Origin of the sequence: Fusicatenibacter saccharivorans (genome assembly GCF_027667425.1) — a bacterium.
GTDB classification, from domain to species: Bacteria; Bacillota; Clostridia; order Lachnospirales; family Lachnospiraceae; genus Fusicatenibacter; species Fusicatenibacter saccharivorans.
Genome location: NZ_JAQEGR010000003.1, coordinates 1 through 22,305 on the forward strand (window position 1 = coordinate 1; position 22,305 = coordinate 22,305).

At 49.1% G+C, this 22,305-nt stretch carries 20 protein-coding genes; 13 read left to right on the top strand and 7 right to left on the bottom strand.

Annotated elements, in window-relative coordinates:
• The first annotated feature begins 225 nt into the window (after positions 1 to 225).
• The gene (locus PGS38_RS03510) at positions 226 to 936 is read left to right on the top strand and encodes a hypothetical protein (protein ID WP_118641147.1); all 711 of its coding nucleotides are present in this window, start codon (positions 226 to 228) and stop codon (positions 934 to 936) included.
• A 488-nt stretch (positions 937 to 1,424) separates the two neighbouring features.
• Here PGS38_RS03510 and PGS38_RS03515 read toward each other — a convergent pair whose 3' ends face one another.
• A complete protein-coding gene (locus tag PGS38_RS03515) occupies positions 1,425 to 2,210 on the bottom strand; it encodes a type III pantothenate kinase (protein ID WP_022461121.1) in 786 nt (261 codons plus the stop codon).
• A 166-nt stretch (positions 2,211 to 2,376) separates the two neighbouring features.
• On the opposite strand from PGS38_RS03515, the gene coaBC reads away from it, so the two are divergent.
• The 3 genes from coaBC (at position 2,377) to PGS38_RS03530 (ending at position 6,639) form a co-directional block, all read left to right on the top strand.
• Positions 2,377 to 3,573: a bifunctional phosphopantothenoylcysteine decarboxylase/phosphopantothenate--cysteine ligase CoaBC gene (gene coaBC / locus PGS38_RS03520; protein WP_270475925.1), complete on the top strand. Its 1,197-nt coding sequence runs from the start codon at positions 2,377 to 2,379 to the stop codon at positions 3,571 to 3,573.
• Positions 3,574 to 3,776: 203 nt separating this feature from the next.
• Positions 3,777 to 4,547 (top strand): TatD family hydrolase, encoded by a 771-nt coding sequence (locus tag PGS38_RS03525; protein ID WP_117813433.1) that lies wholly within the window; start codon positions 3,777 to 3,779, stop codon positions 4,545 to 4,547.
• An 88-nt stretch (positions 4,548 to 4,635) separates the two neighbouring features.
• The gene (locus PGS38_RS03530) at positions 4,636 to 6,639 is read left to right on the top strand and encodes an NlpC/P60 family protein (RefSeq protein WP_270475926.1); all 2,004 of its coding nucleotides are present in this window, start codon (positions 4,636 to 4,638) and stop codon (positions 6,637 to 6,639) included.
• Here PGS38_RS03530 and PGS38_RS03535 read toward each other — a convergent pair.
• Both PGS38_RS03535 and PGS38_RS03540 read right to left on the bottom strand, forming a co-directional pair.
• Positions 6,621 to 7,469: an LD-carboxypeptidase gene (locus tag PGS38_RS03535; protein WP_118595548.1), complete on the bottom strand. Its 849-nt coding sequence runs from the start codon at positions 7,467 to 7,469 to the stop codon at positions 6,621 to 6,623. The genes PGS38_RS03530 and PGS38_RS03535 overlap by 19 nt on opposite strands.
• A 132-nt stretch (positions 7,470 to 7,601) precedes the next feature.
• Entirely contained in the window at positions 7,602 to 8,636 is a 1,035-nt protein-coding gene (locus PGS38_RS03540; protein ID WP_173827489.1) for a threonine aldolase family protein, read from the bottom strand.
• Between the two features lie 93 nt (positions 8,637 to 8,729).
• Between PGS38_RS03540 and PGS38_RS03545 the strand changes: the two genes are divergently transcribed.
• The 5 genes from PGS38_RS03545 to PGS38_RS03565 all read left to right on the top strand — a co-directional run bounded on the left by PGS38_RS03545 (position 8,730) and on the right by PGS38_RS03565 (position 14,217).
• A complete protein-coding gene (locus tag PGS38_RS03545; protein WP_243104942.1) occupies positions 8,730 to 8,933 on the top strand; it encodes a hypothetical protein in 204 nt (67 codons plus the stop codon).
• A gap of 551 nt (positions 8,934 to 9,484) precedes the next feature.
• Positions 9,485 to 10,066, top strand: a complete 582-nt coding sequence (locus tag PGS38_RS03550; RefSeq protein ID WP_173827488.1) for a TetR/AcrR family transcriptional regulator — start codon at positions 9,485 to 9,487, stop codon at positions 10,064 to 10,066.
• Positions 10,067 to 10,091: 25 nt separating this feature from the next.
• On the top strand, positions 10,092 to 11,453 hold the full coding sequence (locus tag PGS38_RS03555) for an alpha-amylase family glycosyl hydrolase (protein ID WP_118601732.1): 1,362 nt from the start codon (positions 10,092 to 10,094) through the stop codon (positions 11,451 to 11,453).
• A 14-nt stretch (positions 11,454 to 11,467) separates the two neighbouring features.
• Positions 11,468 to 13,438: a 1,4-alpha-glucan branching protein GlgB gene (glgB, locus tag PGS38_RS03560; protein ID WP_082424829.1), complete on the top strand. Its 1,971-nt coding sequence runs from the start codon at positions 11,468 to 11,470 to the stop codon at positions 13,436 to 13,438.
• A gap of 113 nt (positions 13,439 to 13,551) precedes the next feature.
• Positions 13,552 to 14,217: an MBL fold metallo-hydrolase gene (locus PGS38_RS03565; protein WP_055225761.1), complete on the top strand. Its 666-nt coding sequence runs from the start codon at positions 13,552 to 13,554 to the stop codon at positions 14,215 to 14,217.
• Between the two features lie 22 nt (positions 14,218 to 14,239).
• Here PGS38_RS03565 and PGS38_RS03570 read toward each other — a convergent pair whose 3' ends face one another.
• On the bottom strand, positions 14,240 to 14,701 hold the full coding sequence (locus PGS38_RS03570; RefSeq protein WP_117801648.1) for a hypothetical protein: 462 nt from the start codon (positions 14,699 to 14,701) through the stop codon (positions 14,240 to 14,242).
• Between the two features lie 215 nt (positions 14,702 to 14,916).
• Between PGS38_RS03570 and PGS38_RS03575 the strand changes: the two genes are divergently transcribed.
• Positions 14,917 to 15,420, top strand: a complete 504-nt coding sequence (locus PGS38_RS03575) for a GNAT family N-acetyltransferase (protein ID WP_117761329.1) — start codon at positions 14,917 to 14,919, stop codon at positions 15,418 to 15,420.
• 143 nt (positions 15,421 to 15,563) lie between these two features.
• Here PGS38_RS03575 and PGS38_RS03580 read toward each other — a convergent pair whose 3' ends face one another.
• The 3 genes from PGS38_RS03580 to nhaC all read right to left on the bottom strand — a co-directional run bounded on the left by PGS38_RS03580 (position 15,564) and on the right by nhaC (position 19,061).
• Positions 15,564 to 16,403, bottom strand: coding sequence for a TraX family protein (locus PGS38_RS03580; RefSeq protein ID WP_022462626.1), 840 nt, complete (start codon positions 16,401 to 16,403; stop codon positions 15,564 to 15,566).
• Positions 16,404 to 16,696: 293 nt separating this feature from the next.
• A complete protein-coding gene (locus tag PGS38_RS03585; protein ID WP_118742109.1) occupies positions 16,697 to 17,572 on the bottom strand; it encodes an MBL fold metallo-hydrolase in 876 nt (291 codons plus the stop codon).
• 73 nt (positions 17,573 to 17,645) lie between these two features.
• On the bottom strand, positions 17,646 to 19,061 hold the full coding sequence (gene nhaC / locus PGS38_RS03590) for a Na+/H+ antiporter NhaC (RefSeq protein ID WP_270475929.1): 1,416 nt from the start codon (positions 19,059 to 19,061) through the stop codon (positions 17,646 to 17,648).
• A gap of 226 nt (positions 19,062 to 19,287) precedes the next feature.
• On the opposite strand from nhaC, the gene PGS38_RS03595 reads away from it, so the two are divergent.
• From PGS38_RS03595 to pth, 3 genes are all read left to right on the top strand, one after another.
• The gene (locus tag PGS38_RS03595; protein WP_055225755.1) at positions 19,288 to 20,475 is read left to right on the top strand and encodes a GTP-binding protein; all 1,188 of its coding nucleotides are present in this window, start codon (positions 19,288 to 19,290) and stop codon (positions 20,473 to 20,475) included.
• Between the two features lie 198 nt (positions 20,476 to 20,673).
• Positions 20,674 to 21,633 (top strand): TIGR03943 family putative permease subunit, encoded by a 960-nt coding sequence (locus PGS38_RS03600; RefSeq protein ID WP_055225753.1) that lies wholly within the window; start codon positions 20,674 to 20,676, stop codon positions 21,631 to 21,633.
• Between the two features lie 83 nt (positions 21,634 to 21,716).
• Complete coding sequence (gene pth / locus PGS38_RS03605; RefSeq protein ID WP_118750584.1) at positions 21,717 to 22,301, top strand: aminoacyl-tRNA hydrolase; 585 nt, start codon at positions 21,717 to 21,719, stop codon at positions 22,299 to 22,301.
• Positions 22,302 to 22,305: the final 4 nt, after the last annotated feature.

Genomic DNA, 22,305 nt, shown 5'->3' on the forward strand with positions numbered 1-22,305 from the left:
AAGCGGCCGGAAGCACGTGACTTTAGTCATGTGAGGTTCACTAGCGGTAGAGAATTTCTATAAGGGATGTTGTTGCTTTTTCTTTGATTTAAATCGAATGCATAAGAAAAATGTAAGAAAATTTTCACCAAACGTCATAGATTTTCAGAAGAATATATGGTAGTATAGGGCTAACAAAAAAAGTATGTGAAAAAAAATAACAAAGCGGAAAGGAGATGCAGGTGTATGAATAAAAAATTAGCAGGTATTTTTGCAATGTGTGCTCTGTTGCTGACTGGATGTCAGGGAGCGAAAGAGAGCAGCAAGGAAATTACGCCGCCGGATACCGGATGGGGAAAAACAGTGGATGAAGTGCTTGCCGACTGGAATTTAGATCGGGATCAGGTGGAAATTTTCTCTGAGACCGAAAGTGCAGCCGCGATCGCAGTAGATACAGAAGCCACTGTTTTCGGCGAGCAAACTTCCAGAGTCATGTTTCAGTTTATCAACCTCGATCAGACCGGAGCGACGGGAAAACCGGTATTGTGCGAAGTAGACATCACCTACCCGGATGATGCCGATATGGATACCGTGAAAAAAGAGATGGAAAAATCCTACGGAAGTTCCAAAGACTCCATTACCCGCTATGAGCTGTACCAGTCGCTGGGCGACGATCAGCTCCCGGAATATACTTACAAAAAAGCAGATCAGCTTGCCGTCTGGTCCGGCGAGAGCCTGAAAGATGCGATTCCTTCCGATAAGAGCACCGAATACGAAACTGCCTGGGAAGCATACCAGCCTGGCCTTACTGCCGACAACTGGGAGAGCTACACTGAACAGACAAGCATGGCAACCGCCGTATGCGCATACGGCGCAGAAGCATTTCCAATGTTTGAAAAAAACGGTGTCAGCCTCGAAGCTTATCCGGGACTGGTATATGAGCAGGTGAAAAAGTAATATGAAATGTAACTATTCAGAGCCATGCGAAATGGAAGAAAATCGTGAATCATGCTTGCATGAATGAACGGTTTTCTGGAATTTCATATGGCGAGAAGCAACATCGAGATGCAGCGCAAGCGGAATCGAGATGGGGTTCTGAATAGTTACTATGAAATAAGAAAGTCATAAACTCCCGGCAGTGCCGGGAGTTTTTCCGTGCATAGGGAGAAGGAAAAGAGTGTGTCCCGGAAAAATTTATGATATACTGAAAAGAGAAAATTCAACTTTTGGAAGGTTCCCGGAATGTCTGTTTTGGAAGAGAGGTGATTCGCCCGTGTATTTTAAACCTGAAAGAGGAGAATCAGGAAAAACTGAAAAGCGGAGAGGCAACACAAAGAAGGGTTACGATTCCATAGAAAAATAGAGAAAAGCGTGCCTGGAGAACAGACACGCTTTTTAACGTCATGCAGAATGAAAAAGTCTGATGAATATTTGGAAGTACGATTTTAATTTGCACAATTCCGCTCACACAGGAACGCCAGCCCTTTCAGCAGAAGGTTCGGGTCATAGATATGAGGATGTAAAACGAGCGGTTCGACGAAGCGTGCCGCGCCGCCGGTGAGGATGAGGGTGGCGGGGGAGCCGAGTTCGGCTTCGATGCGCTGGACCATTCCGTCGAGCATCGCGGCCATGCCGACGATGGTGCCGGAGAGAATGCATTCTTCGGTGTTTCTGCCAATGATGCGTTTCGGGATCTGGAGGTCGAGCCGCGGGAGCTGGGCGGTCCGCTCGGAGAGGGCGCCAAGTCCCATATCGAGTCCCGGTGCGATGGCGCCGCCGCAGAAGACGCTGTTTTCCCGGATGACATTGAAGGTCGTCGCTGTTCCAAGATCCACGGTGATGACCGGCAGCGGATAATGTGCGGCGGCCCAGGCTGCATCAACGAGGCGGTCGCGGCCTACTTTTTCCGGTTCCGGGATGGAAAATGTCATGCCGAGATCACTTTCGGATGTGACGAGCAGCGGTTCTGTGCCGAACAGATTACGGACACATTCCTGCAGAAGCGTCAGAACCGACGGAACAACGCTGGAAATGATGACGCCCCGAAAGTCGGACGGGGAAAGATTCTTGTCTTCAAAAAGCTGCTCGATCGCAGATTCATACTGGCTGGCAGACCAGGTGTGGTTGATGTCAATCCGGGCTGTGAATTCGAGGGAATACGCTTGCTGCGGTGCGATCCGGACGCCGCCGAGCGTAACGGTTGTGTTCCCGATATCAATGGCTAAAATCATAAAAATACCTCGCGATTATTTTAAAAGTAGAGCTCTTTTGTACTTTTATTATAAAGCCTTTTTGCATCAATGGCAAACAGGATTGGTTGTAATCTGTTTTTCTGTCTGCTATACTTAAAACTATCATAGGAAAAAAGCTGCTTCGAGGCAGCAGAACGGAGTTACAATGGAAAATCTTGACGGAAAATGTGTTGTACTTGGTGTGACAGGCGGAATTGCCGCCTATAAAATGGCAAATGTGGCGAGCGGTCTTCGGAAAGCCGGAGCAGACGTGCATGTCATCATGACCGAAAACGCGACGCAGTTCATCACCCCGCTGACGTTCGAGACGCTGACCAACAACCGCTGCGTGGTCGATACGTTTGCGCGTGATTTTAAATATGAGGTGACGCATATTTCGCTGGCAAAAGCGGCGGATCTGATTATGATTGCCCCGGCTACCGCCAATGTGATTGCAAAAATGGCACACGGCATTGCAGATGATATGCTGACAACGGTGGTGCTCGCAGCGAAGTGCAAAAAGCTGGTCTCTCCGGCGATGAATACGGCGATGCTGGAAAATCCGATTACGCAGGATAATCTGGCGACGCTGAAAAAATACGGTTTCGGCATCATCGAGCCGACCGTGGGAATGCTGGCGTGCAAGGACGTCGGAAAAGGAAAACTGCCGGACCCGGAGGTGCTGCTCGATTATATCGCGATGGAGCTTGCCCGCGAAAAGACGCTCGCTGGTGTGCGTGTCACCGTGACTGCAGGCCCGACGCAGGAATCCCTCGATCCGGTGCGGTATCTGACGAACCATAGCAGCGGCCGCATGGGATACGCGATTGCGCGGGAGGCGATGCTCCGCGGCGCGCAGGTAACGCTGATTTCCGGCCCGGTTTCATTAGCCCCGGTTCTAGGCGTTGCGATGCGACCGGTGACGACGGCGAAGGACATGCTGGAGGCGGTGCGGGAGACATTGCCGGAGACGGATATTCTGATTAAGGCGGCCGCGGTTGCTGATTACCGGCCTGTGACGGTGGCGGATCAGAAAATCAAAAAGAAGGACGGTGACATGAGCATTCCGCTGGAGCGCACCGACGATATTCTGGGATGGGTGGAAAAGAACCGTCATCCGGGGTTGTTTGTATGCGGTTTCTCGATGGAAACCGAGAACATGGTGGAAAACTCGCGTGCAAAGCTGGAGAAGAAGCATCTGGACATGATCGCGGCAAACAATTTGAAGACAGAGGGTGCCGGCTTCGGTGTGGCGACGAATGTGGTGACGCTGATCACGAAGGACGGCATCAAGGAGCTTCCGCTCATGGGAAAAGACGAAGTGGCGGGCTGCCTGTTGGATGAGATTGCGGCGCGGCGGTGATCATGTTGAAGTGTGACTTTTTTTCGTTTCCTGGTTGACGAGGGAAAAATGAATGCGTTATAATAAGCACAGGCGCAGCGGCGCACTTTACTTTTACGAAAACAACGAACGATAGGATGGATAAACGTGGAAACGGAAACAGGGGAAGGCTATGCAGAGCTTTCTTCCGTTTCTGTTTCGTTTTTTTAAGGAGAAATTCGGATATGATATTTGAAACACATGCACATTATGACGATGAGAAATTTGATGAAGACCGCGCAGAGCTGCTTTCCTCGATGCAGGAAAACGGGATCGGGCGTATCATCAATGTCTCGGCAAATCTGGAATCACTGGAAAATACAAGAAAACTGATGGAAGCGTATCCGTTCATCTACGGCGCGTTCGGTCTTCATCCGGATGAGGTGGGCGACTTGAACGAGGATGTGATGGAGCGGATGCGGGGACTCTGCCGTCTGGAAAAGGCGGTTGCGGTCGGAGAGATTGGCCTTGATTACTACTGGGACAAGGAAAATCACGAAAAACAGCAGTATTGGTTCCGCCGTCAGATTGCGCTTGCGCGCGAGGAGAAACTTCCGATGATCATCCACAGCAGGGAAGCGGCAGCTGATACGCTCCGTGTCATGAAAGAGGAAAAATCGGAGGAGATCGGCGGCGTAATTCATTGTTTTTCCTACTCCGCAGAAATGGCGGAGGAATACCTGAAAATGGGATTTTATCTTGGCATTGGCGGTGTGGTGACGTTCAAGAATGCGAAGAAGATCAAAGAAGTGGTTCAGATGGCTCCGATGGAGCGTATTCTGCTGGAAACAGACAGTCCGTATCTGGCACCGGTTCCGTACCGGGGAAAAAGAAATTCTTCTCTGTATCTGCCGTACGTTGTGCGGGAAATTGCAGAGATCAAGGGAATTTCCGAAGAAGAAGTCATTGAGATGACAGAAAAAAATGCGGTCAGACTGTTTCAAACAGAGGAATAGGGAGCGATACCATGGGTGTTTCTTCTATTTATGTATTTGTTCGGAACAGGTTTGTCTGACCGTACAAATTGAATAGGAGAAAGCGAAAATGGTTGATAAAACAATGATGGGCGACAAATGCGCCGAGCTGGTGCGCGCCGCGATGATCGGTGCGCTCGCAGTGACACTGGGAAACCCGACAGCCGTTTATGCAGCAGAAGAGGAAACGGCCGATCCGGGACAGATTGGAATTGAGATTGCAGGGGAAGCAGCCGTTGGGGCTGCTTCTTTTTGCGTGGAGGAAGATGCGGCGGAGGAGGCACCTGCGGAAGCGGAAGAGGTGACAGAACCGGAAGGTACGCAGAATGATGAGATGGAAGAGGAAAGTGGATCCGAGGGAAAAGAAGATGAGACAGTCCCGGAGGAACCGGAACCGCAGGAGCCTGATGGCGGAGAGAATGCAGGAATGACGGAACCGGGAAAAACGGGCGAGACAGAGCCAGAGGGGCCGGAAAATGCAGAACCGGGAGAGGCAGGCGAGACAGAGCCAGAGGAGCCGGAAAATCCAGAACCGGGAGATCAGGGAGACATGCCGGAAACACCGGGAAACAGCGAAATGGATGGACCGTGGCCGGGCGAAGGGGAAGATATTTCCAACGATCCATGGCCGGGGCAGGAAGAAATCGGCGGCGGAGATGGGGAGCAGATGGAACCGCCGGAGGAAGAAAACGGATCTGCAGGAAGTGATGATGCAACTGGTGGGGACAAGACGGCAGAAGTCTCTTCGGATTCTGACTTATCACAGTCTGCGGAACCGCCAGCCGCCGAGGCTGAACCCGTCTTTTCGGCAGAGCAGGAAGCTGAGCGCACGCGGGAAAGCTACAGTGAGTGGCAGGCGGCAGAAGCTGAAAAAGTCACGATTTCCCGTATGCCGTGGCTGTTTCATACGGTTGAAAAAACATATGCTATCGCCGATGTGAATTCCTGGCTTCACGTCCGCGAAGGAAAAGGCACAAATCAGAAAATCGTCGGAATCCTGCCGAAGGGAAGCCTCTGTTATATTTTAGCGGATGCGGATTCTGACTGGGTTTATGTGGAATCCGGCGATGTCCGTGGATTTGTCTGCGCGCGGTATCTCCTGCGCGGAGAAGAGGCTGAAAAAGAGGTAAACCGTTGGCAGGAGGAAAGTTTTCCCATGGCGGAAATGTGGGTGAAGCCATGGAATAATAAGGCGTACACCTATACATATGCAACGACGAGAACACTTCTTTCTTCTGACGAAGCGCGCGGCGAGGTCCTGCAGTACGCGAAAAAATTCCTGGGAAATCCGTACGTCTGGGGCGGGACGAGTCTTACAAACGGCTGCGACTGTTCCGGCTTTGCCCAGCAGATTTTTGCTAATTTCGGGTATACCCTTCCGAGAACCTCACGCCAGCAGGCGAAAGCTGGAACACGCATTCCGGTGCAGGAGGCAAAGCCTGGTGATCTGCTGTTTTACCAGCGGGAGAGCGGGTTTATTTACCATGTCATGATTTATCTCGGTGATGGAAAAGTAATCCACGCTGGAAGCGAGGCGACGGGGATTCTGATTTCAGATTTTAACTATGAGAAATCGACAGAATTTGCTGTGCGGGTGATTTCGAAGGAAATGCGTGAGAGCAAAATAGAAACGGGAGATGTGGATAATGGGAGAAAAGAAGGAAACTCTGTGGATAACCAGACAACAGAAAACGGGAATGGTGGAAAACAGAAGGCGGGAGCAGAAAATGTGCAGAATACAAGTGCAGAAAACAGTACCGCAGGTGATCGGTTGGAAAGCGCTTCGGGAAAATATCTCGGCAATTTTAAACTGACCGCTTACTGCAACTGCGCCGTCTGCTGTGGCCGCTGGGCGAGTGGCCCGACCGCATCCGGAAAAATGCCGGTGCAGGGCCGGACCATTGCAACCGGCGTTCTGCCGTTTGGAACGAAGCTGAATATCGGCGGAAAAATTTATACGGTCGAGGACCGCGGCACGCCGTACGGCCACATTGATATCTATATGGAACGCCATGCAGACGCAGAGGAGTTCGGCGTGCGCTACGCGGATGTATATCAGTCAGAAGAAATCTGATAAAATTTGCCGATCACGGCGGCATGTGCATCCGTGCCGTGGCCGATATACGGAGTCCTTGCAATCGGGAGATCCGGTCCGGCCGCCTGGCGGACAAGCTGCGGCATATCCGGCGTCAGCTGGTCGCGTTCCATCTGGGAAAATGTTCCGAGGAGAATACCATTGATCTGTTCAAAGGCATGCATCATTTTCAGCTGGGACAGAAACGTAACCATCTGCGGAACGCCGCCGCCCATGGCTTCGAGGAGCAGGATTTTTCCGCGGAAATCCGGCTGAAAATCCGTTCCGGCGAGCTTCAGAAAACAGCGGATATTTCCGCCGATCATCACACCTTCCATGTGATCGCCCTGCAGAAATGTGCAAGGGAGGTCGAAGAGGCTGGGAGACTGCCCGGAAAAAGCGTTTTGGAACAGAGTGATCTGTTCGGCGCTGTGGTCGTACAGCAGATTTCGAACCTGATACAGCATCGACTCATTTCCAGTCGCAGTCGTGACAGCATTGACAATCGTCGTGAGATCACTGTATCCCCAGAAGCGCTTGCCGGAGGCGGCGATGACAGAAAAATCCAGATACGGTAGAACTTCATTTGCCATATCGCCGCCGGAAACATCAAAAATATCTGTGATTTCTGGGTCACAGTAAAGGTTCATCAACGCATCCGCCCGCTCCGCGCCCGTGCCGGAAAAGCCGGAACCGTTGTCGTAGAGGCAGGGGCTTAAAACAGGATCGAAGCCCAGCTCCCGCAGAATCTGACAGAGACGCGCCAGATCGGCGGAAAAGGAAGGATGCATGGGGTTGGAGCAGGCGGTAATACCAATTTTATGAGACATAAAGATTCCTTTCTCGGAGTAAAACAAGGAAAAATCTGCATTTTCGTGGCACACCGGTACAGCTTTTTCTTTGAATTTGCAAAGCAGATTTAGAGATCGCCGGTGTTTGCAGAATGCCGTTTTGGACAAAAATTATAAAGCTTTGAGGTCGTCAATCAGTGTCTGCACTTCCTCTTCCGTCGTTGCCCAGCTGGTGCAGAACCGCGCAATATTTCCGCCGTCCGCGGATTTCCCCATTGGCTCGAAAATATAGCGTTTTTCCAGAGTTTCCTTCTGCGCATCGGTGAGAATCACAAACTGCTGATTCGTAAAACTCTCCACCCAGAATGGAATCCCCTGCGCCGCAAATGCTTTGCGGAGTTTCATGGCAAGTTCATCGGCGCGGCGTGTCGCAGTAAAATAAAGATCATGCCCCAGCAGGCAGTGGAACTGCAGTCCGAGCAGCCATCCCTTTGCGAGGACAGCGCCGTTCTGTTTCATGTAGGCTTTGAACCGCTTTTTCAGCGAGTCAGCTGTAAGCACAACGGCCTCACCAAACAGCGCACCGCATTTCGTTCCGCCGAAATAGAAAACATCTGTGAGAGCAGTGAGATCCTCGAGAGAAACATCATTCTTCTCTGATCCAAGCCCGTATCCAAGCCGTGCCCCGTCCACAAACAGATACATATCATACTTCCGGCAGACCTCGTGAATCTTCGTCAGCTCCTGCAGCGAATACAGCGTTCCCTGCTCAGTCGGAAATGAAAGATATACCATCTTCGGCTCCGTCAGATACTCCGGCTCACCGCCTTCATAATAAGCCGCCGCACACGCCGCAATCTGTTCCGCCGAAATTTTACCATCCGTATTCGGCAGCTCCAGAATCTTATGCCCGGTATTTTCAATCGAAGCCGCCTCATGGCAGTTAATATGTCCGGTATCCGCCGCAATCACACTCTGCACCGGCGAAAGCGCTGCCGCCGTCACAATAAAATTCGCCTGCGTCGCCCCCGGAAAAAAATGAACCGCCGCATCCGCACAATGAATCTTCTCCCGAATCAGCTCCGCAGCCTTCTCACACCATTCATCCTCCCCATATCCACCATAACTGTTCCCATTAATAGCCCCCAGCGCCTCCAGAATCTCCGGGTGCGCACCGTGATTGTAGTCATTATTAAATCGTATCATCAGTTTATGTTCTCCTTAATTTGAATTTGAAAAATGCTGTTTCCATTATACGGCATCTGAAGGAAAACAGCAATTGGAGAACAAAAAGAGAAAATGCAAAAAAATGCAGAAGGAGGATTATCTGCATCGTACAATATTGGAGCAAGATATTTTATCCGTGAAATTTTAAAACCCTTACCGGCAACGGAAAGGTCTTTGCTGGAGGCAAAAGTTCCTGCAGTAAAGCGTAGAACCTCATGTGTTTATGCGGATTTGAGAGACTTAATTTCAGAAATGGAACTGCGAAAAGCAGCATAAACACAGGCAGATATACCGTGGACTACCTGTTATGTGGAGACCTGCCGTATCCGGCATGGAAGAAGCGCGTATCCGCGCAAGATCTAAGAAACAGGCGTATCCGCCGATATTTTGTCTGCCGCCTAAAGCGGTCTGAAGCACGTAACTTTAGTCATGTGAGGTTCAGTTCGTATAAAAACAGTATCGGAAAATAAGAAAAGAACCGACAGAGAAATCTGAGAACTAAACTAAAGATTTCCCCGCCGGTTCTTTTTCTATGCATCTATTTTCATCCATTATATATTTCGCATTGACTTTTTATATACCGATTGGTATAATGATAACAGAAACACACATAAGAAACCTGCAAAATCCAACAAAATTCGTCAAAATTGCCAAAAACTCACGCAATTCGACCATCACACACAAAAGCAGACTTCTTAAATACAAAATCAACAAAAGCATTTTAAACCAAAACAAATGCCAACTCACACGTAACAAACAACCACCCAAACACACCGCGGCCAGGCGAACTCCAGAGAGCGTCCCTTCCGCAACAAAGAGGATTCAAAATGGACAATCGTCAGCTAATCATGAACTCAGCTCTGACCCTCTTCTACGAAAGCGGGTACGACGCCGTCGGTGTTCAGCAGATCGTAGACTCCGCCGGAGTATCCAAACCAACCCTGTACTATTACTTCGGCAGCAAACAAGGCCTCCTCAAAGCCCTGCTAAACGAGCACTTTCAGCCCATGGAACAAAAACTCATCGAAGCCTCCGAAACCGGGAAAAACATCCCCGAAAAACTGTACCGCATCGCGCGTGCCTTCTTCAACGGAGCCTCCGAAGACCCGAAATTCCATATGCTGATGATGGCACTGTTCTATTCCGGAAGAAAAAGCGAAGGCTTCCGCACCGTATACCCTATGATTGACCGGTTCTATCACCTGTGCGTCGACGTCTTCGACAACGCCAGCGCCGAACTCGGCAACATGAACGGCCGTCAGGAACAATTCGCCGTAGGCTTCTCCGGAATCCTGATGCACTACCTGATGATGACAGCAGGAGATCAATCCGATCTTTCCAACCTCGTCGTCCGGGACGAAGAAGTCTACCGTCTGGTACACCAGTTCATGTATGGAATTTACTCATAACCCAAAAACAAGGAGGACAAACAAAATGGCACCATGGTATGAAGAGGCAGAATTTTATCACATCTATCCGATTGGACTGACCGGCGCGCCGAGAAAAAATGAATCGGAAGAAACCGTACACCGCTTTTCCACACTGGAACAGTGGCTTCCGCACATCGCAGATCTCGGTTGTACCGCAATCTATATCGGCCCCTTGTTTGAATCAACCACACATGGATACGACACAAAAGATTACAAACAGGTAGACCGCCGCTTAGGCGACAACGCGGACTTTGCCGCATACGTAAAAAAAGCCCACGAACTCGGCATCAAAGTCGTCGTAGACGGTGTCTTCAACCACACCGGCCGCGAATTCTTTGCCTTCCGCGACATTCAGGAAAAAAGAGAACAGTCCCCGTACTGCGGATGGTACAAAGGAATCTGGTTCGGCGGAAACACCTGCTATAACGATGGATTCTCCTACGAAGCATGGAGAAACTGCTTCGAACTCGTCAACCTGAATCTCCAGAACCAGCAGGTCCGCGACTATCTCCTTGATGTCATCGACTTCTGGATCGACGAATTCGACATCGACGGCATCCGTCTCGACTGCGCCGACTGCCTGGATTTCGGCTTCATGGAGCAGATGCGCGCACGCACATCCGCCAAAAAACAGGACTTCTGGCTGATGGGCGAAGTCATCCACGGCGACTATGCGCGCTACATCGGAGACGGCCAGCATCTGCTGCACAGTGTCACAAACTACGAGCTTCACAAAGGACTTTATTCGGGACATAACGATCATAACTACTTCGAAATTGCACATACGATCCGCCGCGAATTTGACGAAAACGGCGGCATTTACAAAGGAAAGAAACTGTACAGCTTCGTTGACAATCACGACGTAGACCGTCTGGCCAGCAAGCTGAACGTAAAAGAAAACATGATTCCAATTTATGCGCTGCTGTACTTCCTGCCGGGCATCCCGTCCATCTATTACGGATCGGAATTCGGCATCGAGGGAAGAAAAGAAGGCGGAAACGACGATCCGCTGCGTCCGGCGCTGAATCTGGAAGAACTGGAGAAAAATCCGCCGGCAGAAAAACTTCCGGCATGGATCAAAACATTATCAGACGTCAGAAAAAAACATCCTGCAGCACGAACGGGAAGATACCGCGAACTCATGCTGACCAACCGCCAGTATGCCTTTGCACGCCTAGATGAGACAGACGCTCTGATCACAGCAGTAAATAATGATGAAAACCAGAGTGCGGGAGTCTGGATTCCTGCATCTTGCGACGGAACATGGAAAAACGCGGTAACCGGAGAAGCCATTTCTCCGGAAAATGGAAAACTTTTTGTTGAAGTACCTCCGTGCGGCTGTGTTCTGATTGAAAAAGAAGCATAAAGGGGATTTTTTCTATGAAGGAAACTGCGAAAACAACGGCAAAAACAACAGCGAAAACCAGAAAAGCGCCAAAAAAACCGGCGGGCTATCAGCCAAGATTTTCTGAACTGGATCAGTACTTATTTGGCCAGGCAACCCATTACGATATTTTCCGGAAAATGGGTGCGCACCTGGACAAAAAAGACGGCAAAGTAGGAGCCTGGTTCACCGTATGGGCTCCGCATGCGGCGGAAGTATCTGTCATCGGCGAATTCAACGGCTGGGATGCCCATGCCAATGTGATGCGGAAAGTCGGCGAGGACGGCGTTTATGAAGTGTTCATTCCGGGCGTGACCGAGGGAATGATGTATAAATATTACATCCGCACACCGGACGGAAGAGAACTGTACAAAGCAGATCCATACGCATTTGCATCCGAAAAACGGCCGGGTACCGCGTCAAAAGTAGCGGAAATCGAAGGCTACCGCTGGGGTGACAGCGAATGGCTGACGAACCGCAAAAAATTTGACGTTCAGAAATCCGCGCTCTCCATCTACGAAGTGCACCCGGGCTCCTGGATGAAACATCCGTGGTCCGAATCCAACCCGGACGGATTTTACAATTACGTTCAGTTCGCACATTCGCTTGCCGATTACGTAAAAAAAATGGGCTATACCCACGTAGAGCTGATGGGAATTGCAGAGCATCCGTTTGACGGTTCCTGGGGCTATCAGGTAACGGGCTATTACGCACCGACCTCCCGCTACGGAACACCGAAAGAGTTTAAATATCTTGTTGATTATCTGCATAAAAATAAAATCGGTGTTATTCTGGACTGGGTACCGGCACACTTCCCGAAAGATGCGCACGGCCTTGCTGATTTTGATGGCCAGCCGCTGTATGAGTACGCCGACCCGAGAAAGGGCGAGCACCCGGAGTGGGGAACGAAGATCTTTGATTACGGCAAAAATGAAGTGAAAAACTTTATGCTGGCAAATGCGCTTTATTGGGTAGAAGAGTACCACGTAGACGGTCTCCGTGTCGATGCTGTTGCTTCGATGCTGTATCTCGACTACGGAAAAGAGCCGGGCCAGTGGGTGCCGAACAAGAACGGCGGAAATGAAAATCTCGAAGCCGTCGAGTTCTTCAAACACCTGAATACCCTGGTGCGCGGACGAAACAAAGGTGTCATCATGATTGCCGAGGAGTCCACAACGTGGCCGAAGGTAACGGGAAGCGTAGAGGACGGCGGCCTGCATTTCTCCTACAAATGGAACATGGGATGGATGCATGACTTCCTCGATTACATGAAGCTCGATCCATACTTCCGCAAATACAACCATAACAAGATGACCTTCGGCATGACCTATGCATTTTCCGAGAACTACATTCTGGTGCTCTCGCACGATGAGGTTGTCCACTTGAAATGCTCGATGATCAACAAAATGCCGGGCGATCTGGAGGAAAAATTCCAGAACCTGATGGTAGGCTATGCTTTCATGTTCGGGCACCCGGGCAAAAAACTTCTGTTCATGGGACAGGATTTCGGACAGCTCCGCGAGTGGAGCGAGGAACGCGAGATCGACTGGTTCCTGCTGGCAGATGAGGGGCATCAGCATCTGCAGACCTTCTTCAGTGACCTGCTGAAAATGTACCGCAAGTACCCGGCACTCTACGCGAACGACTGCGGCTACGAAGGCTTCCAGTGGATCAATGCCAACGACGGCGACCGCAGCATTTACAGCTTCGTCCGCTGGTCACCGACAGGAAAAAACAACCTGTTGTTCGTCTGCAATTTCACACCGGTCGAGCGTCCGGATTATATGTGTGGCGTACCGCGCAAAAAACAGTACCGCCTGATACTCGACAGCTCCGATATGAAATACGGCGGCCCGACCGAAAAACGCCAGGTAGCCTACCGTGCCAAAGAGGGAGAATGCGATGGCCAGCCATATCGGATTGCATATGCACTTCCGGCGTATGGTGTGGCGGTGTTCAGCTTCTAAAATAAGATAGCTACTAATTTTCATTAATATCATGACCGGCAGAGAACGAAAGAGATTTCTTAAATCTGTCGGTCATTGTGTTTTGTGTTCGAAGGAAAAGAGGTGTTGATTTGATGAAAGAAGAAAGAAAAGAGCCGATACAGATTCCGCACATCCAGACAATCAACGATCACATTTCCTATCTTACACCGACAGAACATCCACTTTCGGCAAATGTTGTGATCATCGAGGGTGATGCATTTTTCTGGGTATATGACGTGGGAAATCATCCTGCGGTTTCAGAAATTCTGCAGAAAAAGTCAGAACAGACAGGAAAAGAAATTCGGGTGATTTTATCCCATTTTCATCCCGACCATATCGGGAATCTGTCGGAGATTTCGTGCGAAGCGGTTTACCAGGGGAAAAATACGTTTCGTTATACAAAAACAGGAACTGTGATAGAAGAAGATACGTGGTTTCAGGACGGTGACGTGTGGTTACATTTATTTCCGATTCCATCGAGTCATGCCAAAGGATCGCTTGCATTGGAAGTGGATGAGACGTGGTGCTTTCTCGGGGATGCGGCATATGCGACGCAGAAAAACGGACAGACCGTTTATAATGCCGAGCGCCTGCTGGCAGAAATCCGAGTTCTGAAAAACGTGCGTGCGCCGCATTTTTTCCTAAGTCACAGCGAACCGTTTCAGCAGAACAAAGAGGATGTGCTGGAATGGATGGAAGCGATTTATGAGAAACGGAAACGAGATGAATCATATATAAAAACACCCCAGCGCTTATGACAGGGAGTCCTTCGAGGCTGAATCAGTTATGCCACTTCGGCAATTCACTTTCTTTCACCGAAACTGATTCAAGATCCATATTCGACCAATATGAGCCGATATCTGAACTTGTGAAGTATTCAAAATTGCCCGTGGAAGATTTCAGCTTTCCATTCTTGACTCCATTGCAGACATAAACCAGTTCGTAGTTTGTCCCATCCGAAAGGTTAAATCGAAAACTGGTCACATCTGCGCCTGTGATTTCCTCGACTTGTTTGTCTGTCAATGATAAGTTTTCAAACATATGATACAAGTCTGTTATATCAGTTTTTGCAACGACTATTTTCTTTTCTGCTGATACCGGTGCTCCCGCATAGTGGTACATTTCGACATTTTCAACATCTCCAACTTCAAAAGGAAAGTCGATATGGACCGTTTCTTTGCTACAGCCGACCAGTACCATCATTAAAATCAGAAAGGATATCAAATTTGTCGCTTTTTTCATATCATTGCACTCCTCGTCATGTTTTTGACAGGTCAAGAGTTCAAAAATCCTCTTGCAAGCGAGCTTGCATTAGCTTTTTGAGCCTGGTATCATGATGATTTGAGTATATCATAGTTTAACCGAATCAAGCAAGTCACCTGCTTCCATTGCGCGAAGCAATAAGCAGGGGGTTGGGACTTACTTGATTCGGTTAAAAAAACAAGGGAGATGAAAAAATGAATGAAATTATAGCTTTACAGAAATATGAAAACGAAGCACAACTTGCAAAAGAGCTGATTCGAGGATTTTGGCTGGCTCATGGTGATTATGTTATAACCGACGAAGAGGCCGCGGAGAATCTTGCTGCCTGGACAGACAAAGGGCATGTGTTTTATTTTATCTTAAAAGAAGAGATCCCCATTGGATTTGTGCATCTCGGAAGCCGCGGGGCGGAAGTTGACTGGATCGAAGATCTTTTCGTACTTCCGGAATACCAGGGAAACGGATACGGAAGTCATGCGATTGCGCTGGTCGAAGCCGAGATAAAAAAGTATTCTGAATCTGTCTATCTTGAGGTAGCTGCGCGAAATTTTGGAGCGATGAAACTCTATCATAGATTGGGATATCATTGCCTGAACACTGTGACGTTACGCAAAGATTTTCAACCGGAGAATTTTGAAGTGATTCGCAGCGAAGAGCTTTTGGGGTATCCGTTGGAAGTTAAGAAGTATATTAAGTAGAATCTCACGCCGATTTGCGCAGCAAATCCAGACCTCCCCACCGCCCGCCTCAATGTCAGCCCGGAAGTGCGTCTGTGTCGTCTGGGACTGTGCCCTAGGGCACAGTCCCAGGCGGCGCAGGTGCACTTCCGGGTGTCCGTTTTTTAAACAACCGCAACCCCCGCCATCCCCAGTACCGCCGCAATCGCAAACAGCACCAGCAGATGCACCGGATAAAACGCATAAAATGGATACTTCAGATTCAATCCTCGTTTTCCGTTATAAAAATGCACCGGGATCATCGCCAGAAAACAGGTGATTTCATTCAGGCTCAGCAGCGTAAGTACGGCGCAGCCAATTCCAATACAATACATCTTATTGTTACGCAGGTTATACATCAGAACAATCGTCAGAATTCCCATCGCACTGTAATCGGTTTTCAGCAGTGTAGCAACAGTGCATGCCGCTACGATCACCAGCAGTTTTCCAATGGAAACTTTCCAGTTGGCTCCCCGCCAGTTTGTACCGTCCTGATGCGTTTTTTCATCAATCTTCTGCAGGAAAATCATCATCACAAGGCCGATAAACAGAGTGAAAAATACATTCTGATAATTCAGATAAAACGGTTTTCCCGCAAATGCAAGGTCAAACGGAACTTCTGAAACCAGTGCGAAAATACCAAGATTCAGAGCATACTTTTTCACATCATGTGTATGTAGAAATCCCTCAATTAACAGAAAACAGAAAATTGGAAAACTGATTCGTCCGATGGCACGCATAATCATGTCCGCGTAATAAATCACAGCTGTGTTTCCTGTGGAGAGAAATGATGCGCCTCCGTCCGAAGCGTTCACCGCATCCAGAAGACCACGGGAAATCAGGATTCGGTCGAAAAGTACAGCTGCAGTGTGGTCGATCAGCATACAGACCATCGCAATGATTTTCAAGGTACTGCCGGGAATTTTACCGGCGCTTTTTACGGGTTTCGCAGTAGTAGCTGCCATATAAAACATCCTTTCTGGAACGCAAACGAAAGGCAGACTGTGCAAGCCGTCTGCGGATCAGGTTCCTGTAACGACAAACAGCAGAAAATCCTGCTGTTTTGCCAGAGTTGTAATACTATGATTATACGTTCTGAGGAGGTTAATGTCAAAGAAAAAACAGTTTGAAATAACGCAGAGTATGGAAGAATCTGCCAGTCGGGTAAATGAAAATAGAAAGCGTCTCCGGGCTCATCCCAAAACGAACGGGGCAGCGTACCAATTCGTAAACCAGAATTGGTACGCTGCCCCGTATTTTAAAATACATCCAGGTCTTTTCCGTTCACGACATATCCATCATACCCTGCATCCCGGATTTCATCCAGTATCGCAGTATCGCGCCATGCCATCTCGGCGGCAAGGTTTTTGTGGTTATCCTGTACATTCATATGGTAAATCCGGTGATACGTAACGAGCAGTTTCGGATTTGCCTTTTTTGCAACACCGGCAAGATCCGTGCTTAACGTATGCACTTCCCGGTGGTATTTCTGCCATTTTGGTTCGCGGCAGGAGATTCCGGCGGCGTATTCCACTTCGTGCAGCAGGATATCACAGCCTTTCGATTTTTCTGCCACGAGATCCAGCGGAGCGGTATCGCCGGTGATGACGATTGTGCGGTCCGGTGTGGTGAATTTATAGCCGTAGCATTCCAGTGTTCCGTGGCTGACCGGAAAAGCCTCCACCGTAACCAGGTCATCCCGGTAGACAATGCCGGATTCAATTTCTGTTACCTCAACGCGGTAGCCGGATTCGTTTGCTTTTTCGAAACCGTGAATTCGGAAATCAATGTCGGTTTCATAGGCCTGTAAGATATGATCGGTCATGTGCTGTAAGCCCTTTGGCCCGAAAACTTTCAATGGAACCGGGCGCTCCAGCACCCACGGAGTAAAAATCAGATCCGGGTACCCTGCGGTATGGTCTGTGTGAAGGTGCGTACAGAAGGCAACGGTCAGAAGATCCGGCCGCAGGGCATCCACGCCGTTAAAATAGGCGGCTGAGGCCTGGCGGACAACGCCAGGGCCAAAATCTACCAGATAAGCACGGTCACCGACCACGACAGCGGAGGAAGGTCCGTTGGCATTCGGACACGCATTTGGTGTGCCGGTTCCGAGAAGAACAAGTTTTGTCTGCATTCTTTCTCTTTTCCTTTTCTTTTTTTGTTTCTGTTTCTGTTTATGATTTTCTGTTACGATTTCTGCTTTTGCCTTATTTCTCTTCTTTTGATTCATTGTTTTTGGTTTCCGGAAGATGCTTAATGGAAATTCCGGTAAATCCATAGAAAATACTGAAAACCGGGGTCAGGTAAAGCAGGAATAAGTACGGGAAAAATGCCGACCATGCAACACCAAGTGTGCCGGCCATGTATACGCCGTAGCCATGCCATGGAATCATAGGACCAGCCATAGTTCCGGAGTCTTCGAGGCAGCGGGAAAGAATTTCCGGTGCAACCTTGCGCTCTTGAAAGACAGGTGCCATCAGACGGCCGGTCAGAACGTGTGCCATCGGCTGGGAGCAGCTGATGAGGCTGGTCACGTAACCGACAATCATCGTTGCCAGGATCATACCTCCATCGCTGTTGATTCTCTTTACAATCGCCTGAAGAATGTGATCCAGTACACCGAGTTTTTCCAGCATGCCGCCCATGCCGACAGCAAAGCAGATAATGGCTACGTACTGGAGCATGCTTCCCATGCCGCCGCGGTTTAAGATGGATTGTAATACCGGTTCTTCGATTGTGGTTGTGTAACCGTTGTAAGCTGTGCGGATGATGCCCTGCAGAGTATCGTGCTGCACAAAATAGGAAACAAATCCGGCAGCGAAGCTGGAAAGACCAAGTGCAGAGATCGCATTTACTTTGCAGAGGAGCAATACAATAATCAGGATGGCAGGGATCATGGTAATCCATCCGAGCTGGAATTCACCGTTTAAAGCATCGATGTAAACGGTAATGCTTCCCTCGGTATAGCTTCCGCTGGTCTGCTGGAAACCGAGAATAGTAAAAAGAATTAAGGTTATCACATATGTTGGAAGGGTGGTCCAGAGCATCGAGCGGATATGATCGCCAAGTTTGGCATCTGCAACGGCCGGAGCAAGGTTTGTGGTATCGGAAAGAGGACTTAATTTGTCACCGAACATGGCACCGCAGATGACAGCACCGGCTACCATGCCAGGATGGATACCCATGGCGTTTCCGATCGCCATCATGGCAACACCTGCGCTTCCGGCGGAACCATAGGAAGTACCGGTTACAATACTCAAAATGGAGCAGAACAGCAGCGTCAGAGGCAGCAGCCAGGACGGGTTAATCATTTTTAAGCCCCAGGAAATGATGGTGGCAATGGTGCCACTCTGCAGCCAGGTGCCGATCATGACACCGATGGCCATCAGAAGGCAGAGCGTCGGGACGACCATACGGATGGCATCGTATGCGCCGGCAACAATGTTGGCGTAAGAAATACCGAAAATCTTACAAAACAGATAGATAAAAATCCAGCTTGCAAACAGGCCGATCATAGGACCGCCGGTTTTCAGGCGGATACAGACTGCGACGGATACGATGATCAGCAGCAGCAAAAGCAGTGACTGTGGCAGATTGAGTTTTTTTTCTTTCGTTCCGCTCATAAAAAAATCCCCCATTCATAGGTAAAATGATTTGCCCATTCAACGCGTTAAAGTAGAAAAGACATGTAATATATTATAATGGTGAAATGCAGAAAAAGCAAGGGAAATTCTCTTGATTTTTTGTTCTATGGTTGCTATAATAAGCGTGAGTGTGGGGCGGAGGATAAACTTCGGCCCTTTTGCAGCTAACTATAAACGGAATCAACAAGATAAAGAGGTTAAATCAATGACAAGAATAGACATTATTTCAGGTTTCCTGGGCGCAGGAAAAACAACCCTGATCAAAAAACTCCTCGGAGACGCACTGAAAGGCCAGCAGGTTGTCCTGATCGAGAACGAATTCGGTGAAATCGGAATCGACGGAGGCTTCTTAAAAGATGCCGGTATCGAAATCCGTGAAATGAACTCCGGCTGCATCTGCTGCTCTCTTGTGGGAGACTTCGGCGCAGCATTAAAAGACGTTATCACCAAATATCACCCGGACCGCATCATCATCGAGCCGTCCGGCGTAGGTAAACTCTCCGACGTCATCAAAGCGGTTGACGGCGTAGAAAAAGAAGCAGGCGTAGCCCTGAATTCCGCAACAACCGTAGTCGACGTTATGAAATGCAAAATGTATCTCAGAAACTTCGGCGAATTCTTCGAGAATCAGGTAAAGAGCGCAGGAACCATCATCCTGAGCCGTACCGATAAAGCCGATACGGAAAAAGTAGAGGCAGCTGTAAAAATGCTCCGCGAACTGAATCCGGAAGCACACATTATTACCACACCGGTTGAAGTACTGGGTGGTAAGAAAGTACTCGATACGATGGAAGGTGCCATCATCAACCTTGCGCAGGTAGAAGAGGAAGAGCATCATCACCATCATCATGACCACGACGAGTGCTGCTGCGGCCATGACCACGATGAGGAGCATGAGCACCATCATCACGATCATGATGAGGACGAACATGAACATCATCACCACGACCATGACGGCGAGTGCTGCTGCGGCCACGATCACGACGAGGAGCATGAACATCATCACCACGACCATGATGACGAGTGCTGTTGCGGCCATGATCACGACCATGAGCATCATCATCACCACGATGACGAGTGCGGATGCGGTCATGATCATCATCACCATCATCACGCAGACGAAGTTTTCACAAGCTGGGGTCAGGAGACTGTGAAGACCTTTACCAAAGAGCAGATCGAAGGCATCTTAAAGAAACTTTCCGAGGATACCGCTTATGGTATGGTTCTTCGGGCCAAAGGTATGGTAGCAGGCGCCGACGGACAGTGGATCTATTTCGATATGGTTCCGGAAGAGTACGAAGTACGTGACGGAGCACCGGAATTCACCGGAAGAATCTGTGTCATCGGTTCCAAATTAGCAGAAGATAAGCTGGCAGAGCTGTTCGGACTGTAAAAATACAAAGTAGCTGCGAAAATTACGGTCCGCAGGGTACCTGTGAACTGTAGTGAAGCTGCCGCATCAGAAACAAAATCCGATGTGGCAGCTTTTTTCTTGATTTAGAGACAAAGCAAAAGGTACGCCCGGAATCTTAGCCGCAAAAGCAAGTGCAGAAAGATTCCGGGAGTACGTCAAAGACAACGGAGGTACAAAATGTACGAAGAAGACGAAGTAGAAATTCCGATTTATCTCATAACAGGATTTCTGGAGAGTGGAAAAACCTCTTTTATCAATTTTACCGTAGCACAGGACTATTTCCAGATCGACGGACCGACCCTTCTGATCACAACCGAAGAAGGTGAAGTAGAGTACGACGAAAAAGAACTGCTCAAACACAACACCGTCCTGGAAATCGTAGAAGGACCAGAGCAGTTTACCCTGGATTACCTGAAAAAACTGAACCGCAAATACCGCCCGGAGCGAATCATTCTCGAATACAACCCGCTCTGGAGCGTAAAAAAACTCGAAGAAATGGAACTGCCGCGCGGTTGGGGCATCGTACAGGAGATCGTGACCGTCGACGCAAGCTGCTTCCAGATTTATATGCAGAATATGAAATCCGTCTTCATGGAGATGGCAAAAAATGCGGATATGGTTATGTTCAACCGCTGTCGTCCGGAAGATCCGCTTCCGGCATTCCGCCGCAGCATCAAAGTAGTCAATCAGGCATGCGACGTTCTGTTTGAGAATGAAGAAGGCGAAATTGACAACATTTTTGAGGATCAGATGCCGTTTGATACCGATGCCGATGTGATCGAGATTGATGACGCCGATTACGGGATCTGGTATGTCGATATGGGCGACAACCCGGAGCGTTACGAGGGCAAGACTGTTCATTTCCGCGGTATGGTATTAAAGAGCAAGGATGTCGGAGCCGATTTCTTTGTTCCGGGCCGTATGGCAATGACCTGCTGTGCAGATGATACTTCTTTTATCGGCTATGTCTGCAAATGCGCAAGCGCCAAATCTCTCGTAATGGGTTCCTGGGTTGACGTGACTGCAACGGTAAAATGGGGCTATATGAAGGTTTACGACGGCGAAGGCCCGGTTCTGTATGCAAAAGAAATCAAACCGGCCAAAAAGCCGGAGAGCGAACTGGTATATTTTAACTAAAGAAAAAGAACAATCATACATCAGACAACAGAGGGCAGGGAAAGTTTTTTCTGCTCTCTGTTGTCTGCATTGCAGGAGGAAGTATGTTTATTATAGTAGGTTTGGGAAATCCGACGCGCCAGTATGAGGGCACGAAGCACAACGTCGGATTCGACACCATCGATTACCTGATCGACGAATATCAGATCCCGTCTTCCGGTGCAGGCCACAAGGCGCTGTTCGGAAAGGGCATGATCGCAGGCCAGAAAGTCATTGTCGCAAAGCCGATGACATATATGAACCTGAGCGGTGAGTCCGTGCGGGAGCTGGTGAACTATTACAAAGTGAATCCGGAGAGCGAGCTGATCGTGGTTTACGATGATATCAGCCTGGCGCCGGGACAGATCCGTATCCGCAAAAAAGGAAGCGCGGGCGGCCACAATGGCATCAAAAACATCATCGCCAATCTCGGTACCGACCGTTTTATGCGTGTGAAAGTCGGTGTCGGTGAGAAACCGAAAAACTGGGATCTGGCGGACTACGTGTTAAGTCCGTTTACGAAAGACGAACGTCCCCTTGTAAATCTGGCGATCGAGCATGCGGCAAAAGCGATCGAGCAGATGCTGAACGGGGATGTGGACGCAGCTATGAATGAGTATAACCGCAAATCTGCAAACCCGGCAGAGTAAGGAA